This is a genomic window from Paenibacillus xylanexedens (genome assembly GCF_007676705.1).
In the GTDB taxonomy this organism is placed as follows: domain Bacteria; phylum Bacillota; class Bacilli; order Paenibacillales; family Paenibacillaceae; genus Paenibacillus; species Paenibacillus xylanexedens_C.
The window spans coordinates 923,092-938,799 of the sequence record NZ_VEBF01000002.1 but is presented as its reverse complement, the minus strand read 5'-3'; the positions used below and the strand labels follow the sequence as shown (position 1 = coordinate 938,799).

At 45.4% G+C, this 15,708-nt stretch carries 15 protein-coding genes; 10 read left to right on the top strand and 5 right to left on the bottom strand.

The features are described 5' to 3' along the window. Window positions 1-3: 3 nt before the first annotated feature. A complete protein-coding gene (locus FS628_RS14085; RefSeq protein WP_145322785.1) occupies window positions 4-927 on the top strand; it encodes a hypothetical protein in 924 nt (307 codons plus the stop codon). 235 nt (window positions 928-1,162) lie between these two features. Here FS628_RS14085 and FS628_RS14080 read toward each other — a convergent pair whose 3' ends face one another. Continuing rightward, on the bottom strand, window positions 1,163-2,035 hold the full coding sequence (locus FS628_RS14080) for an AraC family transcriptional regulator (protein WP_145322784.1): 873 nt from the start codon (window positions 2,033-2,035) through the stop codon (window positions 1,163-1,165). A 551-nt stretch (window positions 2,036-2,586) separates the two neighbouring features. On the opposite strand from FS628_RS14080, the gene FS628_RS14075 reads away from it, so the two are divergent. The 6 genes from FS628_RS14075 (at window position 2,587) to FS628_RS14050 (ending at window position 9,487) form a co-directional block, all read left to right on the top strand. After that, complete coding sequence (locus tag FS628_RS14075) at window positions 2,587-3,771, top strand: LLM class flavin-dependent oxidoreductase (protein ID WP_145324152.1); 1,185 nt, start codon at window positions 2,587-2,589, stop codon at window positions 3,769-3,771. Window positions 3,772-3,985: 214 nt separating this feature from the next. After that, a complete protein-coding gene (locus FS628_RS14070) occupies window positions 3,986-5,260 on the top strand; it encodes an ABC transporter substrate-binding protein (RefSeq protein WP_145322782.1) in 1,275 nt (424 codons plus the stop codon). 3 nt (window positions 5,261-5,263) lie between these two features. Further along, the gene (locus FS628_RS14065; protein ID WP_017687487.1) at window positions 5,264-6,136 is read left to right on the top strand and encodes a carbohydrate ABC transporter permease; all 873 of its coding nucleotides are present in this window, start codon (window positions 5,264-5,266) and stop codon (window positions 6,134-6,136) included. Window positions 6,137-6,185: 49 nt separating this feature from the next. Further along, window positions 6,186-7,001, top strand: a complete 816-nt coding sequence (locus tag FS628_RS14060; protein ID WP_145322780.1) for a carbohydrate ABC transporter permease — start codon at window positions 6,186-6,188, stop codon at window positions 6,999-7,001. Window positions 7,002-7,114: 113 nt separating this feature from the next. Then, window positions 7,115-8,332 (top strand): MFS transporter, encoded by a 1,218-nt coding sequence (locus tag FS628_RS14055; RefSeq protein WP_036614537.1) that lies wholly within the window; start codon window positions 7,115-7,117, stop codon window positions 8,330-8,332. A 528-nt stretch (window positions 8,333-8,860) separates the two neighbouring features. Then, window positions 8,861-9,487 carry a cell wall hydrolase gene (locus FS628_RS14050; RefSeq protein ID WP_145324150.1) on the top strand — a complete coding sequence of 209 codons (627 nt, stop codon included), beginning with the start codon at window positions 8,861-8,863 and terminating at the stop codon, window positions 9,485-9,487. A 518-nt stretch (window positions 9,488-10,005) separates the two neighbouring features. On the opposite strand, the gene FS628_RS14045 is transcribed toward FS628_RS14050, so the two are convergent. The 3 genes from FS628_RS14045 to FS628_RS14035 form a co-directional block, all read right to left on the bottom strand. Next, window positions 10,006-10,458: a hypothetical protein gene (locus FS628_RS14045; RefSeq protein WP_145322778.1), complete on the bottom strand. Its 453-nt coding sequence runs from the start codon at window positions 10,456-10,458 to the stop codon at window positions 10,006-10,008. 41 nt (window positions 10,459-10,499) lie between these two features. Continuing rightward, the gene (locus FS628_RS14040; RefSeq protein ID WP_145322776.1) at window positions 10,500-10,946 is read right to left on the bottom strand and encodes a hypothetical protein; all 447 of its coding nucleotides are present in this window, start codon (window positions 10,944-10,946) and stop codon (window positions 10,500-10,502) included. Between the two features lie 380 nt (window positions 10,947-11,326). Continuing rightward, a complete protein-coding gene (locus FS628_RS14035; protein ID WP_145322774.1) occupies window positions 11,327-11,779 on the bottom strand; it encodes a hypothetical protein in 453 nt (150 codons plus the stop codon). Window positions 11,780-12,250: 471 nt separating this feature from the next. Between FS628_RS14035 and FS628_RS14030 the strand changes: the two genes are divergently transcribed. After that, window positions 12,251-12,667 (top strand): DUF1259 domain-containing protein, encoded by a 417-nt coding sequence (locus tag FS628_RS14030; RefSeq protein ID WP_145322772.1) that lies wholly within the window; start codon window positions 12,251-12,253, stop codon window positions 12,665-12,667. A gap of 341 nt (window positions 12,668-13,008) precedes the next feature. Continuing rightward, entirely contained in the window at window positions 13,009-13,770 is a 762-nt protein-coding gene (locus FS628_RS14025) for a DUF2935 domain-containing protein (RefSeq protein WP_260871091.1), read from the top strand. Window positions 13,771-13,998: 228 nt separating this feature from the next. Here the strand turns inward: FS628_RS14025 and FS628_RS14020 are convergent, their stop codons facing one another. Beyond that, on the bottom strand, window positions 13,999-14,763 hold the full coding sequence (locus FS628_RS14020; protein WP_145322768.1) for a hypothetical protein: 765 nt from the start codon (window positions 14,761-14,763) through the stop codon (window positions 13,999-14,001). Between the two features lie 393 nt (window positions 14,764-15,156). On the opposite strand from FS628_RS14020, the gene FS628_RS14015 reads away from it, so the two are divergent. After that, window positions 15,157-15,438: a DUF3139 domain-containing protein gene (locus FS628_RS14015; RefSeq protein WP_186327818.1), complete on the top strand. Its 282-nt coding sequence runs from the start codon at window positions 15,157-15,159 to the stop codon at window positions 15,436-15,438. Window positions 15,439-15,708: the final 270 nt, after the last annotated feature.

The following is a 15,708-nucleotide window of genomic DNA, read 5'->3' as shown; positions in this document are numbered from 1 at the left end:
TATATGAGGCAACGGGGCAAGCTGGTGGGTAGGGCGAAATGGGCCATTCTGGCTGTGGTGTTGTGCCTGCTGCTTCTGTCCTGGATGTTCAAATGGTTCTCGACGGAGGAACACAAAGCGACCTGGCTGTGGGACGCGTCCATTATTGCAGAGCAGACGCCGGAGATTATCGCCTTTTCCAAGGAACAGGGTGTGGATACCATCTTCCTGCAAATCCAGGATGAGGTGCCTGACGCAACATACCGCAAATTCATTGCGGCTGCCCGGCAGGCTGAGATTGAAGTGCATGGACTTAACGGTCATGCTGACTGGGCCTATGAGGAGAAACGGGATGAAGGGCTTGCTTTTATTGAGCGAGTACGAGCATACAATGAAGTTTCCAGCAAGAATGAACGCTTCCAAGGCATTCAACTGGATGTAGAGCCTTATCAGCTGAAGCGATGGGAGAACGAGGAGAGCAGCGTCATTGCAGAGTGGCAGAACAACATGAAGTCCTGGACAAAAGCAGGAGAGGATGCCGGACTGTATATGAGTGCTGCCATTCCGTTCTGGCTTGATGCCCGTCAGTCGGCTGAGGGTGATGGTACATTCAGTCGCTGGGTGATCTCCCACTTCGATGCGGTGGCAATTATGGCTTACCGGGACAGTGGGCAGCAGATGTATGATCTGTCCAAGGAAGAGCTGGACGAAGCAGATGATCTCGGTAAGAAGGTCTGGATTGGAGCGGAGCTCGCGGACACACACGAGGGGGATCACCTGACCTTTTTCCGTAAACCGGTTAGCAATATGAATGAAGAAATGGCGAAGGTGTTCGATCTGGGTACCTCTCATTCTTCATTTGCAGGTGTAGCTGTGCATCATTATGAAGCATGGTATGCGAAGGAGAACGGTATTCCGCTTGCGCGCAAGAATGAGGAGAAGGAATAGCGTTAGGTCAACGTAAAAAAGTTCCTAGTTTCAGGTACGTGTAGTCAAGACTATAGTATAGAAAGAAGGCAAGTCCCGGGTTGAAGGGGCTTGCCTTTTTTGGTGGTAGATTTCGTAATGGTTTTGCAGCACTATGATGTGCAGGATATGAAACTCAGGAGTTCACTGCAATTCTATAGAGGCGGCAGCGTGCCCGAGATATGGATCATAGGCTGGGAAGCGAAAGGCCGCTCCTTTACTCTTTAGTACTCTCTGCTGTGCGATAGCGATTGGGAGGCAGACCAACGTGCTTTTTAAATGCTTTGGAGAAGGAAAACAAGTCCGGGTAACCTACGGAATGAGCGACCTCTGTTAAGCTTAGCTGAGTCTGCACCAGCAGGCGTTTGGCCTGATTCATTTTTAATTGTTGGATATATTGCACGGGAGACAGACCATACGCTTTGCGGAACTGTTTGGCAAAATGGGTTCGATCTACACCAGCATGAGCGGACACACCTTCCACGGAGATGCCGCCTGCAAAATGAATGTCCATGTAATCCTTGCCTTTCTGAAGCCAAGGCGTGGTTGAATCCGGTTGCAATCCTTTGGTTGCGGGGGAACGGGCTATCCGGTCAAAGAGGTTTAGAAACCGGGTGAGTCGTCCCAGATCGCTCGCTCCATCCTGAGGTTTGCGAACATCCTCCATGAATGAGCGCATGGCGCTTGCAGTCTCGGGGGTCAGTACACCTGAACGGTACGGTGAGTCGGGTGTAAGTCCAATTCGAGACAGCAGTTCGGCTGCATGTGCACCGTCAAATGCAATAAATATTTTCTGCAACGTGTTCTCTGAATCAGTCCAGTACTCATGGGGAACATGTGGAAACAGACAGAATGCATCCCTGGCTCGAAGGGCATGACGCTGTCCGTTTTGTATGAATGTACCTTCCCCCTCCAGCACAAATAACAAATAATGATAAGGCGTAGTACGCGGGCCAATATGGTAGTTGGTCTTGGCTATATTTCGTCCGATGCGAATCGGCCAGGCGCCACCAGCTTTCTCGAATTCAGATGGCGTGAAGAAAATAAGTTCCAAAAACTCATGGTGGTCCTCCTTCATGCTCTCGGTCATCAGGAACACCTCTTTATTATATAAGTATCGTAGATACGATCTAAAAGTTTCGCTTATAACCTATTATACAGGTGGGTTTTATATATATTCAAGATCAGGAAGACCTAAATCTGAGAAAAGACCACAAAATGACAAAATAAAATTGCCGCGAAATGACATTGCTCACAGACAAATCAATTGATATGATGTCCATACCTATTAAACCAAGTTAATTAATCGGCATTTGGATGTTTATTATTAAGATGAATTAGAAATTAGGCACACTTTGAAAAGAAGTTTTAAACAAGTGCAAACGTAGTGGAGGGGACGAAATCGATTCTGAAGAAACGTAGTGTTCACCTGAAAGCTTTCTGAAAGAAAGCTACATCGGAAGCATAAGCTATCTCCGGATTTTCCCTTAGAAAAGGGAATCAAAAAATCTGGAGATAACAGTGATCGTAAGAACGATTCGTAACCGAAACGGCCAAGTTGCCAGAACAGTGACTTTATTTTCAATATGAGACTTTATTTATTCATAGAAGGGATTGAATTTTGTGAGCGAACAGGAAGAAATGAAGTTTGGATGGTTTTTGCCTACAGCAGGGGACGGTAAGTATGTAGGGGTTGCCCCGGAGCGGGAGCCGAGTCTGGATTATCTGATCGATGTGGCACAGACGGCGGAGAAGGCAGGATTCGAATTTGTACTGATTCCGACAGGGGGAGCCTGTCTGGACGCATGGGTGGTCGGCTCAGCTGTGATGAGTCACACGAAGACATTGCGTCCCCTTGTCGCCATTCGCCCGGGTTTGGTTACACCTGTACTCGCTGCACGAATGGGAGCGGCACTGGATCAGCTCTCAGGCGGTCGCGCCATGATCAATGTCGTTACAGGCAGTTCTGTTCGAGATCTGGAGGAACTCGGCGATCCACTGGCACATGCGCATGATGAGCGGTATGTGCGGGCGAGCGAGTATATGGAAGTTATGAAGCGTTCATGGACCCAATCGACGGGACTGAATCTGACGGAGTTCGCAGGAAGTGGTCCGAACTCTAGCGCAGATGCACCCAGCGATCCCAATCCTGAATTCAACGGCCAGTATTACAACTTCAAAGGACCGGTAGGCATGCCGGAGACGGTGCAAAACCCGCATCCACCATTCTATCTGGGAGGAAGTTCACCGATTGCCAAAAAGGTCGCCGTTGAACATGCGGATACGTTCCTCATGTGGGGCGAGCCCCATGACTGGATTCAGGAGCAGATCGAAGAGATTGAGGTCATTCGTCAGCAGGTGAAAGAGGAAACGGGACAAGATCGTCAGCTGCGTTACGGCATGCGTGCCCAGGTGCTCATTCGGGATACCGAGGAAGAAGCATGGGCAGCAGCGTGGGAGATTATTAGCAAAGTACCACCAGAAGCCATCGAGAAAGCCAAAGCTGCTTTTGCGGAGACGGATGCAACCAACCAACGAAGACAGAACGAGCTACGGGAACTGTCCGAGAAGCAGCAGTTTGTCGTAGGTCCCAACCTGTGGACAGGCTTGTCCGTTGTACGTTCCGGCGGTGCGATCCTCATTGTAGGTACAGCTGAACAGGTCGCCGAACGATTGATGGAATATGGAGATCTCGGCGTTACGACTTTCATTCTGTCCGGTTACCCGCATCTGGAAGAAGCCGAAATCTTCGGCCGCACCGTGATGCCGATCATTCGTGAGCAATGGAAAACAAGACAGAAGCAGCATTCAGTTACTAACAACTAAGTAAGTGCCCCTTTTTTTACACTTTAACGGAGAGGGCAGAACCGATCTGAAGAAGCGGAGCGCTCGCCTTTATCCCCGGATTTTAACCATTGAAAGAAATGATTCAAAGAAATCCGGGGATAACAGCGATCGGAAGATGGTACTGCACTCGGAGTGCCCAGTGTAAAAACATTCATGCAACTTACATTAATCATCCTCAGGAGGTCACCTTTTCATGAAAAAAAATAAAAAATTAATCCTGCCTCTCGTCAGTATGCTGGTTATGTCCATCCTGCTGTCAGCTTGCGGCGGTGGGGATAACGCGTCATCTGGAGAGAACGGCTCCTCAGGTTCAGGCAAAGTGACCCTCAGCTTCATGCACTGGCGTGGAGAAGATGTGGAAGCACTGAATAAGAGCATTGACGCATTTGAAACAGCAAACCCGAACATCAAAGTGGAGATGCAGACGCTGCCCTCCGATCAATACCAATCCACCGTTCAATCTAAAATCAGTGACGGTTCGGTAGGGGATGTATTTGCATCCTTCCCGGGTGCACAGTTCGAGGCTTTCACCAAAGCCGGATTGTTCACGGATCTGACCGGATCATCGTTCCTGTCGGCCTACAATTCGAAGCTGATTGAATCAGGACAGCACGATGGCAAACAATATGCAATTCCGTACCAACTCGTATATAACGATCCAATCTATAATGTGAAACTGTTTGAACAATACGGCTTGACGCCACCAACCGATTGGGAAGGCTTCCTGGCACTTTGCCAGAAGCTGAAAGACAATGGCATCATTCCGATTGCCTTTGCCGGAGCGGACATTGGTCCAGGGCAATTCATGAACACGATGGTGATGAACAATGCACCGAGTGACGACATTTTTACCAAAGTAGAAGCGGGCGAAGCCAAACTGACAGATGAGTTTTGGGTGAAAACATTGACTCAATTCAAGGAACTGAACGATAAAGGTTACTTCCAGCAGGATGCATTGGGCACGAAGGACCCTGCGGCTGGAGCGCTGTTTATTCAAGAGAAAGCAGCGATGCTGGCAAGCGGATCGTATCAATTGGCTCAGAACAAACAGCAAAATCCGAACTTGGAGCAAAAACTGCTTGCACCGATTACCGTAAGTGCAGATCAAACGAAGTATGAAGGGGTTCATACGACGACATTCATGCTCGCGGTGAACAGCAAGTCGAAACATCCGGAAGAAGCGAAGAAGTTCATCGAATTCCTAAGCAATCCGGAAGTGGCTGGCGAATACGCCAACCAGACGGGACAGAATGTAACGGTAAATGATGTGAAGTATGATACACCTGAGCTTCAGGTAGCGGGAGATTGGGCAAGCAAAAAAACCGTGTTCCAGCCACGGTTCACCATCCTGAACGGAGACAATCAAAAAGCCGTAACCAACTCCATTCAGGCCGTGCTGAGCGGTACTTCTCCAGAAGAAGCAGCACAGCAGGCACAAGCGATCATTGATCAGCATATCGGGAAATAAACGATGAAAAACCGTCTTCAGCTATCCCTGTTTCTGATCCCCGGGTTGCTGCTGTACGTTGGATTGTTCGTATTTCCTACATTGACGGGGCTGTTCTACTCCTTTACGGATTGGGATGGGGTATCCCCGTCGTATGCATTTGTAGGGCTGGATAATTACAAGGACAGTCTCAGCAGCATCGTATTCCGCAAAGCCTTTGGCAACAACGTGGAGTTCATGTTAACGGTTGTTATTGCACAAACCTTTATTTCACTTGTCCTGGCCCTGCTTCTGGTACGCAATACCAAGACACGCATTGTGCTTCGGGCATTGTATTTCCTGCCTGCGATTCTGTCCTCCGTATCGGTCGGATTGATCTGGGCATTTATGTATGATCCATCTATCGGACTAATCAACTATGGACTGAATGAAGCGGGGATGAGCAGCATCGCCCGTAACTGGATTGGTGATCCCAAGATCGCCATCTATTCCATCGCTGCGGTGCAAGTCTGGGCCCATGCTGGCCAGATGATGATTGTATTTATCGCGGGTCTGCAAGGGATTCCGGCAGAACTGTATGAAGCGGCTCGTATGGATGGCGGCAGTAAATGGCAGGTATTCCGTACCGTGACCTGGCCGCTGCTGGCACCTTCGGCAACGATTGTTGTGGCTTATACGACCATTCAGTCGTTCAAGGCATTTGACCTCATTTTCACAATGACGGACGGAGGCCCGAACTATGCAACTGAAATTTTGACAACATATATCTATCATACCGCCTTTGGCAGCTATTCATTTGGTCTGGCTTCTGCCGGTTCCATGATCTTCCTGGTGTTGCTCGCGCTCTTGACGTTATTGCAGTTCAAGGCACTACGCGCTGACCGGGTAAGCTATTGAGGTTGATGTTGGAGCATTCATCCTGCAACCGAGGCAGAAGGGAGTTCACATGTTTTTAAAATGGTTCAATCGCCTGATCTTATTGGTGTACGCGCTGCTGATCCTTGTGCCGCTGTACTTTGTGTTCGTATCCTCGTTCAAAACAAGCAGCAACTTCTTCACCAGTCCGTTCAGCTGGCCGGACCCGTTTACGTGGGATAACATCACTGGCATGTTCCGTAATCAGCCGATGTGGCAATATTTCGGGAACAGTCTGGTTGTGACGCTGGGTACGGTTGCAATTGAGTTATTACTGAGCAGCATGATTGCTTATGCCATTGTCCGCTGGGGTGGCAGCGTAGGCAAAATCGTGTTTGCTCTGTTCGTAGCCGGTCTGATCGTTCCTTCCCAGGTGAGTATGCTGCCGATCTATTCCCTCACGCGTACACTTGGATGGTCGGACAGTCTCACGGGATTGATTGTCGTATCCGCTGCGATGCTCATGCCTGTCTCTGTATTTATGCTGACAGGCTTCATGCGCATGCTCAATTCGGAGATTCTGGAAGCGGGCAGTATGGATGGAGCAAGTGAATGGAGACTCTATACGCGGATTGCACTGCCACTGGCTGCACCTTCGCTGGCGGCAACGGCTACGTTCCTGCTCGTCATGGTCTGGAATGACTTACTTATTCCGATGCTGATGCTCAGCAGTAAGTCCAAGCTAACGTTACCGCTCGCGCTTATGCAGTTCCGCGGAGAATACGTGACGAACTATCCGATGATGCTTACGGGTGTGCTGGTAACAGCCATTCCGATGATCGCGCTGTTCCTTATACTCCAGCGTTACTTTGTTGCAGGTCTGACAGCGGGTTCACTCAAGGGGTAAGCTATCGCAGAAATCGGAAGGAAAAGCTTATTTTGCATTGATTTCTGGAGCATTCTGCATAATAATGATTTAGTGTCAGAATGACTACATAGAGATCAAGGGAGCTATAAGTGATGAGCAAACTGGAAGTATTGCGGAATCCCAAGCAGCGCAAGCTGCTGTTCAGTGCTGGCATGAGCTGGCTGTTTGATGCGATGGAAGTCGGCATGATCTCCTTTATCGTGGCTGCACTCGCCAAGGAATGGAGTCTCAGTCCCGGACAGGTCGGCGTGCTTACGAGTATTAACTCCATCGGTATGGCGCTAGGTGCTTTGCTTGCAGGTGCACTTGCGGACCGATTTGGACGGAAGGCAATATTGATGTGGACCTTGCTAATCTTCACGATTGCAAGCGGCCTATCTGCACTGGCGACTGGATTCGCCGTATTGTGTGCACTGCGACTGGTTGCGGGTATTGGACTTGGCGGGGAGCTGCCCGTAGCGTCTACACTGGTATCGGAGTCGATGCCTACAGCGGAACGGGGACGTGCCGTTGTATTATTGGAAAGTTTCTGGGCAGGGGGCTGGATTGTATCTGCGCTCATTGCCAACTTTGTCATCCCGGAGTACGGATGGAGAATTGCCTTTGCCATTGGTGCGCTTCCGGCGTTCTATGCACTGTATCTGCGTCGTGCCATTCAGGACCCACCGCGGTACAAGAATCATACAAAACTTCATAAAATCACGTTCCGCGAGAAAGTGGCTACCGTCTGGTCCGCACCACATCGCCGTACAACGTTGATGCTCTGGATTTTGTGGTTTACCGTCATTTTCTCTTATTATGGTATGTTCCTGTGGCTACCTTCGGTTGTGATGGCGAAAGGATTTACGTTGGTTAAAAGCTTCCAATACGTGCTGATCATGACGATCGCACAGTTGCCAGGTTACTTCACCGCGGCGTACTTCATTGAACGTTACGGTCGCAAATTCGTACTTGTTGTGTATCTTACTTTGACTGCATTCAGTGCGATTGCGTTCGGACTGGCAACAACGGAAGCGACGATCCTGACCGCAGGGATCTGTCTTTCTTTCTTCAATCTGGGAGCTTGGGGTGGTCTGTACGCCTACAGCCCGGAATTGTACCCGACATCTGTTCGTTCGACAGGTGTTGGTCTAGCTACATCGGTTGGCCGGATCGGTGGCGTACTTGCACCATTAATGGTCGGTATGCTGGTTCAGCGCGAAGTGGCAATCAGCCTGATTTTCACGATTTTCTTCGTGACAATCCTCATTGGCGCAGCCGCTGTGCTGTTCTGGGGCCGGGAAACGAAGGGTCAGGAACTGGCCGAGTAATTGTCAATAAATACAACGCAACTTTTGTACGGGTCTGCCTGCCTACGGAAATGCCGGGTTGGACAAGCGGTATAAGGTTGATACAAGAAGGGGTATGACCATGGGCTCATGCCTCTTTTTGCTATGTTCAGCGTCGTTTTTTCACTGCGTCATCGGTCCGATAGACTTCATTTTCTCTATATCCTATAATGACACTCGGGATGTCCAACCGTGAGGATTCAGGGCAAAGAAGTGGGATCTGGATTCAGAAAAGTGGAGGTTAATGGAATGATGAAGAACAATATTGGAATGGATCAAACGAATGAAATGAATGAAAAGAATATGATAAGTGAATTAGATAGCGTGAGTGAGATGAAAGAGATGAGGGGGACTAGCAATATGAACAGCAATGAACGGACTACAGTCGATAGCACAAATGAGGGGCTGGATCTGTTAGCGATTGCTGGCAACATGGAACCTATCACCGTCAGTCGGAAAGTCACTCATGGGAAGGGAAGAACGGCTGGCAAAAGAGCAGGGCGGGTCAGCATGCTTCTCGGTGCCTGCGCGATGACGCTGGGATTGACCGTGGTAGCTCCTTCTGCAGGAGCACAGAAGCTGGAACAGGGCGTTCGTAGTGAACATGTGCTGCAACTGCAGGAGCAATTAAGCGATCTGGGGTACTTCGATGCCGGAATGACTGGATATTATGGTTCGATTACCAAACGTGCTGTCCGTGAGTTCCAGCAGGCTCAGGGACTAAGTGCAGATGGCGTTGCAGGTCCTGCGACGCTCAACAGGCTGAACAAAAAGGCCAAAGCTGAGGGCGAAACGCTGCGCCAGTTGGCGAAGCTGATCCATGGTGAGGCGCGCGGAGAATCTTTTGAAGGGCAAGTCGCTGTAGGAGCGGTTGTGTTGAATCGGGTACATTCGAGTGAATTCCCGTCGTCTATTTCGAAGGTTATTTTCCAGAAAGGGCAGTTCACGGCTATAGACGATGGCCAGTTTAATACCAAGCCAACCCAGACCTCTTACAGGGCTGCACGCAAAGCATTAAATGGGGCTGATCCGACGAATGGAGCGTTGTATTATTACAATCCGAAGATTGCCACTTCGGTGTGGAGCAAGAGCAGGCCGACGCTGCTGACGATTGGTCAGCATGATTTTACGAGATGAGTTTAAGTAGAGTATGAAGTGTAGTATTTGAAATGATTAGGATGAACCTCCCGATTGAATATTGATTCGTACTGGAAACTTAACTTTTTTCATCTATCTATTTGATAGGGTACCCTCAAAGTCGCCTACATGGCGGCTTTTTTTGTTTTCAGGAATTAAACACTAGTTCAAATAGGAAGATATGTAATTTCAAATGAAATATCATTTCAACTTCATCCAATCTTTCATTCTATTTCGAATCAAGATAATTACAGGTTATATTAATTGTTATCTGAAAGATAACAGGGAAAAAGTCCCTTAAATTAGTTGCCAAATGTATCCTAAAATAAGGAAAATGACGAAAATGATTTATTATGCTCTGTTTTACCACTGATGAGGAATATGAATTTCATGAGTTTAGGAAAAGGTCTAAATAACACACCTAAATAAAAGGGGAGAGCTAATCAATTCTAGCACTCCCCTTTGTACGTTCAACAAATAAGAAGAGGGCAGATGTTAACGAAATTAGCTCAGGACTATTAATCATCGGAATAAACTGTAGCATTGAAACTTTCGGGCCCCAGGCGCAGGTTGTTAACACTGAAGTTTGGATTATAGGTAAATGTAGCGTATACAGAATAAATAAGTTGACCATTTCCTGGTGGTGTCACATTATAATCCGAACCAGTAAAGGTTAATACGCAAGGACTAAAAAACGGGTTGGCCTGGACAATAGTACCTGCACGATAAACAAGCTGCTGTGAATTGCTCAATCCTCGATACACTTCTATGACAAGATCCCCGTTAACAGGAAGCTGATCGGCGGTAATTTCGATAATACCCGAAAAAAGCGTCCGTATGACCATTCCTGGATTATTTACTTGTAGTCCAACCTGGGCGAATAATTGTGGGACTCCATTCGTGAAGCTGGGTGTTAAAATGTTCTGTCCGTTGGAGCCTTGGGAAGTCCGAGCATCTAAAGTTTTGACCATGTGATTTCCTCCTTCCGTAAAGGAGTCATATAGAGTTGAAGTTAATCGTCGCTGTAAGTGACAGCATTGAAGCATTCCGGTCCAATGCGGGTGGCTTGTTCCATTCCGGATGCTGGCACAAATGTTGCATAGCAAGAATAGATTAGTTGTCCATTTATAGGGGGAGGCACATTGTAATCCGAACCTTCGAAACTTGCGAGTATAGTGTTGGTGGAAGTGAATATAGGCTGGGAAACGACATAAATAGGTTGGCCTGTATTGGTGGCCCCCCTGAAGATTTCCAAGCGAATAGTAGAGGGCAACGAAGATAAACTGGCCACTGAGAATCGATAAGTCCCATTAAACTGAGTACGGATGAGCGGTCCTGGATTAACAATGTTGAGTCCCACGATCCCAAGCAAAGTAGGTGTGTTTGATGGAAGTGGAATGTTGAGTGGAGTAATGCCCGTGGAGGCGAGAGAAGTACGAGCGTCAAGTGTACGAACCATTTTCATTCCTCCAATCTATTATATTGAAATATCGTATGTTGCTGATTTGAAAGAGTTGTCCGCTTAGTGGCAAGAAGTTTCAGCGATCTATTATGTTTTAGAAGTTATGAATGAAAGAATGGCCATTCGTTGGACTTTTTACATGATATATTTGTATTGTGGAAATTGAGCGGGAATGAAACGCACAACCGCACGATGCGGCGTATGACTGGTCGTCTCTCTTCCCGCTTTTTCTGTTTCAAGTACTTTCTTTCAAAGCATTACGTAGAGTTAATCAGTAATAATATTATCTAAGATTGTTAGATCGTAAAGAGAATATAAAAAAAACAGGAACTTCGGAGCTAAGTACCATCCCGAGTTCCTGTTTTTTATATTTAGTTTTAAGATGTGCCTGCTTGAGCTAAACCATTAAAGGAAACTGGGCCAATAATAGTTACAGCAGTTGCTGCGGAACTTGCAACATACATTGTATATCGAATCTGGCCAGTTACAACATCAGTTACTGGTGGGAAGTCCCCAGCAGCAAATGTCAGAAGTCTGGAACCCGGACCTGAAGTTAAATCAATCGTTGAATTGAAAATGAGAAATCCTGTACCGAATATACCAGTGCCACCTCTTTCAACGTAAATGTTGACTAGGTTTGATGCAGATCTGTTAACCCCAACTGTTCCCCAAAGTTGAATACGTACATCATTTTCGTTTGGGGTTCCTATAGCAGTGACAGTTTGAAGTCCTATATCACCCAGCAATGTAGGGGTTGCTGATAAAATTGAAGTGCCAGCACTAAAGGTATTATGCAGGGATAGACGAGAATCTAAAAATTGAGTAGACATGGTTATACCTCGCTTTCTTTATATTCATTACCTTATGCAGATAAGATTAAAGTGCTTGGACGAAAAATTTTAATTTAGAAAGCCTTATGTTCAAATCTGTGATATCAATACCCCGTTACCTTTCGATGTAAGGAGCTGTCGTACTGAACCGGGTACAATCCGTGGAATTCCCTTCATCGATCTCGGAGATGATTTTCATTGTAAATATTAAATTACCCCCGGCTATGCGCTGCTGAATGCAGACGCGTTGCTGGGGGTTGTTAGTTTGACAGCTGAAACGTTAAGAAGTCTGCTTTGCAGAAAGTGCTTGATGTGGCATTGCATGGTGATGAGCCATTTATCTATGTCTTGATATGAGCTCTAACGGTATGTGAAAAATATACGAGTATACTCTATCAAATGTTCCTATCAGATTAAAATTGTTAATCATAATATATATTGTTCGTTTGAATCAATAGGGAGGTATTTAATATGAGTGAAAAAGCTTTGTGTGCACGTTTAGCTAAAATTATTGGCGGACAGGTAGCAACAAATAAACCAGCTTGCGTTGTTCAAACTTTACGGAATTTAAATGTTAAGATTCTAGGTCGGCGCAGTAGATCCCCTTTAACATTACCATTTGCATTATCTGTAGAATCTCGTGACTCCCGTGGGCGCACTCTAAACTTGGGGGAAACAGTGATACTAGAAAGTGAAATCAATCCTTTTGTCTCAGAATTACGCAAGCGGGGTATCAAAGTTAGTGCAATTCATAACCACTGGATTTTCCAAAACATTCAATTTAAATATATCCACTGGGAATCCATTGATAATCCGGTTGCTTTTGTAGAAAAAAGCGCTGCTGCTGCAAGGGCAGTAGGAATACTTCCTAAAAAGACTAAAAAGTAAATAGAAGGCAGTTTTAGTTATAAATCTGTTAAACACGCAAAAAGGCGTGATCCATTGGGATCCGCCTTTTTGCGTGTTTAGTGTGAAATCCAATCCCCTGTAGGTGGGTTTGTGAACTATACCCGTATATTTTCCTCACTCAGAAAGTATTTAAATTCACACCTTATTAATCTTGATTTTTTATTTTTCGATAGCATATTGAAACATGGCGTCCCCATATACTCTGCTATCATGGCATATTTAAATGGTCTACTTATTAAGTGTGCTGAAAGGTGGGATAAGGTTTGTCGGATCCTTTTGTTGTCAAATCATTAGACGAAATACGTTTTTGGTCACGCATTATGAAAGAACATTCCTTTTTTCTTCGACTAGGGTTTAGGTGTGAAGATACGCAGTTAATTAATGAGGCCAATCAATTCCATGCAATCTTTGAGGATATCGAAAGAAGATCACATTCTTTTCAAGCAGATACGGATCCGCAAACCATTAGACAGTTTAATTCAGAAGTTCACAATGCGGCTGCACACATATGGGCATTTAAAAGAAAAGTGCTTGGGCTTATACTACGGTGTCAACTTCCAGGGGGAACCAATTTCCCTTTGCTTGTGGATCATGTTAGCCGAGAAGCCAATTACTTTAGAAATCGGTTAGAGGAACTCAATAGCGGGAGACTTGAGCCATTACCTGATGCGATTATCGATGAAAATGTATTTTTCCTCAAAATCATGGCAGATCATGCGAAATTTATAGGTCATCTTCTTGATCCATCCGAGCGAAAATTAGTGGAACAAGCAAGGGGATTTAGTCAAGATTTTGATACGCTGATGTTCCAAGCCATCGATTTAAGTTCCATGCGTCCACAATCGCAAACCCATCCCTTACTAAGTCAATTTGTTGATGAAAACCGCGTTTCAGTTCAATCGTTACGAGACTTTAAGAAGACTGCGCGCGACTTAATTGAGGAGTGTCGAATCAAAAGCATCATTCACCCCTTATTAGCAGACCACGTTTTTCGTGAAGCCGAACGATTCTTATTTGTTCTTGACATGTTCGATCAGTCATTGTCTGGCATGAAGGTAAACAAGAAAGAAATCATGCATTAAAATACAGTGGATGGCAGGCCATAAAGTGATAGTCATCTGACCCTAAGTTACACACCACATGATGGTTTTACCGTGATAGTATTTAAACCATAGAAAAAGGTGAATATAATCATGAACCCCCGGCTGTACGCTGCTGAATGCAGAAGCGTTGCCGGGGGTTTGTTTATATGAGTGAAACTGCTGAATACTACTTATTTAAAAAAGGGCTGAGACGTGGGGGCACTACTCTTAAAAGTTAAAAGGAATGTTCAACGAAGTGGGCTCTACAATGGTTTTTCCAGTGTCGTAGTCATAGATTTTATTGAACACAAGTTCAATGGATTCCAGCTCATTCGGGTCATCGGTATATACCAAACCATAACTCGTATTATCAACGACTACGCCATCATACTGATTATAGACATATGATTTTCTCATAAAATTGCGATCGGCGGAGATCGGCTTGCCCGTGTTTGGATGAACGGAGTTTAAGCCGTAAAAACCGATATTCTGATCGGTTGTATTTTCCACAGTGTAGAGGATATTGATATAAGTGATCTTAGAACCGATATCTTCTCGATTCAGAATGGAAATGTTTTTCTGTGAATCCTCAGGAATATCGCTGGCCTCTAATAATTGAGCATGAACAACATGAATGGTTAGTGGCCCACGTTCAAAACGTGCATTTAGAGGTACAGACTTTAGCAATTTCAGATGTCCGCCGTAATCGAAAGTCCCTGTATCGCCAGGTTTGGATAGGATCGGAGATACAGTACTATCAAATAACTTGTTCTGAAGATTGCTGGCGGCCTGCTCGAATTCATCGAGTTCTGGCTCCCATCCATTATAATTGCGTTCGGATCGGAAAGGTTCTAAACCAGTTTCCATGACTTGTTCAGGAGAAGCATCCATGGGCTGTGATTGGTTGATTTCTAGTTGTGTAGAAGTCGCATAATTTGAGCTGCCTGAGCTGCCCACAAGTGCGATAGCGAGTAGTAATTGAACAATAAACATGTGAGGGACACCCTTTCTCTCTAAAATATAAATTAAATAAGAACATCAACCCCACCTGGTTGTTATCTGAAAAATAATATCACTGATATGGTATTGGTGGAATGAACTTAAGCCCAAAGCAATAATAATCATAGCAAAATGGAGCATTGAGATAATGAGAATAACGACCTAACTTCAGGTAATAGAAGATTGACGAGTGGATAAAGTAACTTAGATATAACGACCCAGACGACAAAGTAAGATTGTCTGTTCCGCAAGGATCAGGGTCCGATATAATTGGATAAATAGAACCTTTTTAGGATAAATATCAATGAATAGAGATTGTACATAGAGAAATATCAGATAAAATTATTAAATCTATATTGATAGAAACTGGTAATGGAGGTGAATAAAATGAAGTTTCTAAAAGGATCATTGATTGTATTTGCACTAGTGGTCATAGCTTCTGTCACATGGTATGGCTCCTATAAAAAGGATATGAAGGAACTTGAAGATGGTTTAAGAACGTATTTAACCGTTGAAAAAGGTATGGATGAACATGATATCATTAGCATCACTGCTCGTCGCAGTAAAATGCCACAGTATCCTGTAGTCGTCCAATTTAAGGACAATCCGCAGGAATATGTCTACACCCAGAGAGAAGAGCAATGGGTGCAACTATGGCCTGATCCATAATACCCAGATGAATTGATGATCACTTTCTTGATAGGATAACCGGATACTGGACGTCATTGACTCACCATTTTCTTCGCTACTTTACCTAATAGTAGTTCAAGCGCTGGATAGCATTGAATGAAACCGAATATGAATTTACAAAGTATATATAAAAGAGGATATAATTAGTTAGTTATAAATTTGGTTGAATGGAGAAGTAGCATTTAAACAGATGTAAATGAAGCCACAGCATGTTACGAAGGAGGAAGAATATGCCATTTATTGGGGGAA

What these genes read in the sequence shown, in the direction of transcription:
- FS628_RS14085 (WP_145322785.1), top strand. Translation starts at nt 4, where the DNA reads ATGAGGCAACGGGGCAAGCTGGTGGGTAGGGCGAAATGGGCCATTCTG.
- FS628_RS14080 (WP_145322784.1), bottom strand. Translation starts at nt 2,035, where the DNA reads ATGACCGAGAGCATGAAGGAGGACCACCATGAGTTTTTGGAACTTATT.
- FS628_RS14075 (WP_145324152.1), top strand. Translation starts at nt 2,587, where the DNA reads ATGAAGTTTGGATGGTTTTTGCCTACAGCAGGGGACGGTAAGTATGTA.
- FS628_RS14070 (WP_145322782.1), top strand. Translation starts at nt 3,986, where the DNA reads ATGAAAAAAAATAAAAAATTAATCCTGCCTCTCGTCAGTATGCTGGTT.
- FS628_RS14065 (WP_017687487.1), top strand. Translation starts at nt 5,264, where the DNA reads ATGAAAAACCGTCTTCAGCTATCCCTGTTTCTGATCCCCGGGTTGCTG.
- FS628_RS14060 (WP_145322780.1), top strand. Translation starts at nt 6,186, where the DNA reads ATGTTTTTAAAATGGTTCAATCGCCTGATCTTATTGGTGTACGCGCTG.
- FS628_RS14055 (WP_036614537.1), top strand. Translation starts at nt 7,115, where the DNA reads ATGAGCAAACTGGAAGTATTGCGGAATCCCAAGCAGCGCAAGCTGCTG.
- FS628_RS14050 (WP_145324150.1), top strand. Translation starts at nt 8,861, where the DNA reads ATGCTTCTCGGTGCCTGCGCGATGACGCTGGGATTGACCGTGGTAGCT.
- FS628_RS14045 (WP_145322778.1), bottom strand. Translation starts at nt 10,458, where the DNA reads ATGGTCAAAACTTTAGATGCTCGGACTTCCCAAGGCTCCAACGGACAG.
- FS628_RS14040 (WP_145322776.1), bottom strand. Translation starts at nt 10,946, where the DNA reads ATGGTTCGTACACTTGACGCTCGTACTTCTCTCGCCTCCACGGGCATT.
- FS628_RS14035 (WP_145322774.1), bottom strand. Translation starts at nt 11,779, where the DNA reads ATGTCTACTCAATTTTTAGATTCTCGTCTATCCCTGCATAATACCTTT.
- FS628_RS14030 (WP_145322772.1), top strand. Translation starts at nt 12,251, where the DNA reads ATGAGTGAAAAAGCTTTGTGTGCACGTTTAGCTAAAATTATTGGCGGA.
- FS628_RS14025 (WP_260871091.1), top strand. Translation starts at nt 13,009, where the DNA reads ATGAAAGAACATTCCTTTTTTCTTCGACTAGGGTTTAGGTGTGAAGAT.
- FS628_RS14020 (WP_145322768.1), bottom strand. Translation starts at nt 14,763, where the DNA reads ATGTTTATTGTTCAATTACTACTCGCTATCGCACTTGTGGGCAGCTCA.
- FS628_RS14015 (WP_186327818.1), top strand. Translation starts at nt 15,157, where the DNA reads ATGAAGTTTCTAAAAGGATCATTGATTGTATTTGCACTAGTGGTCATA.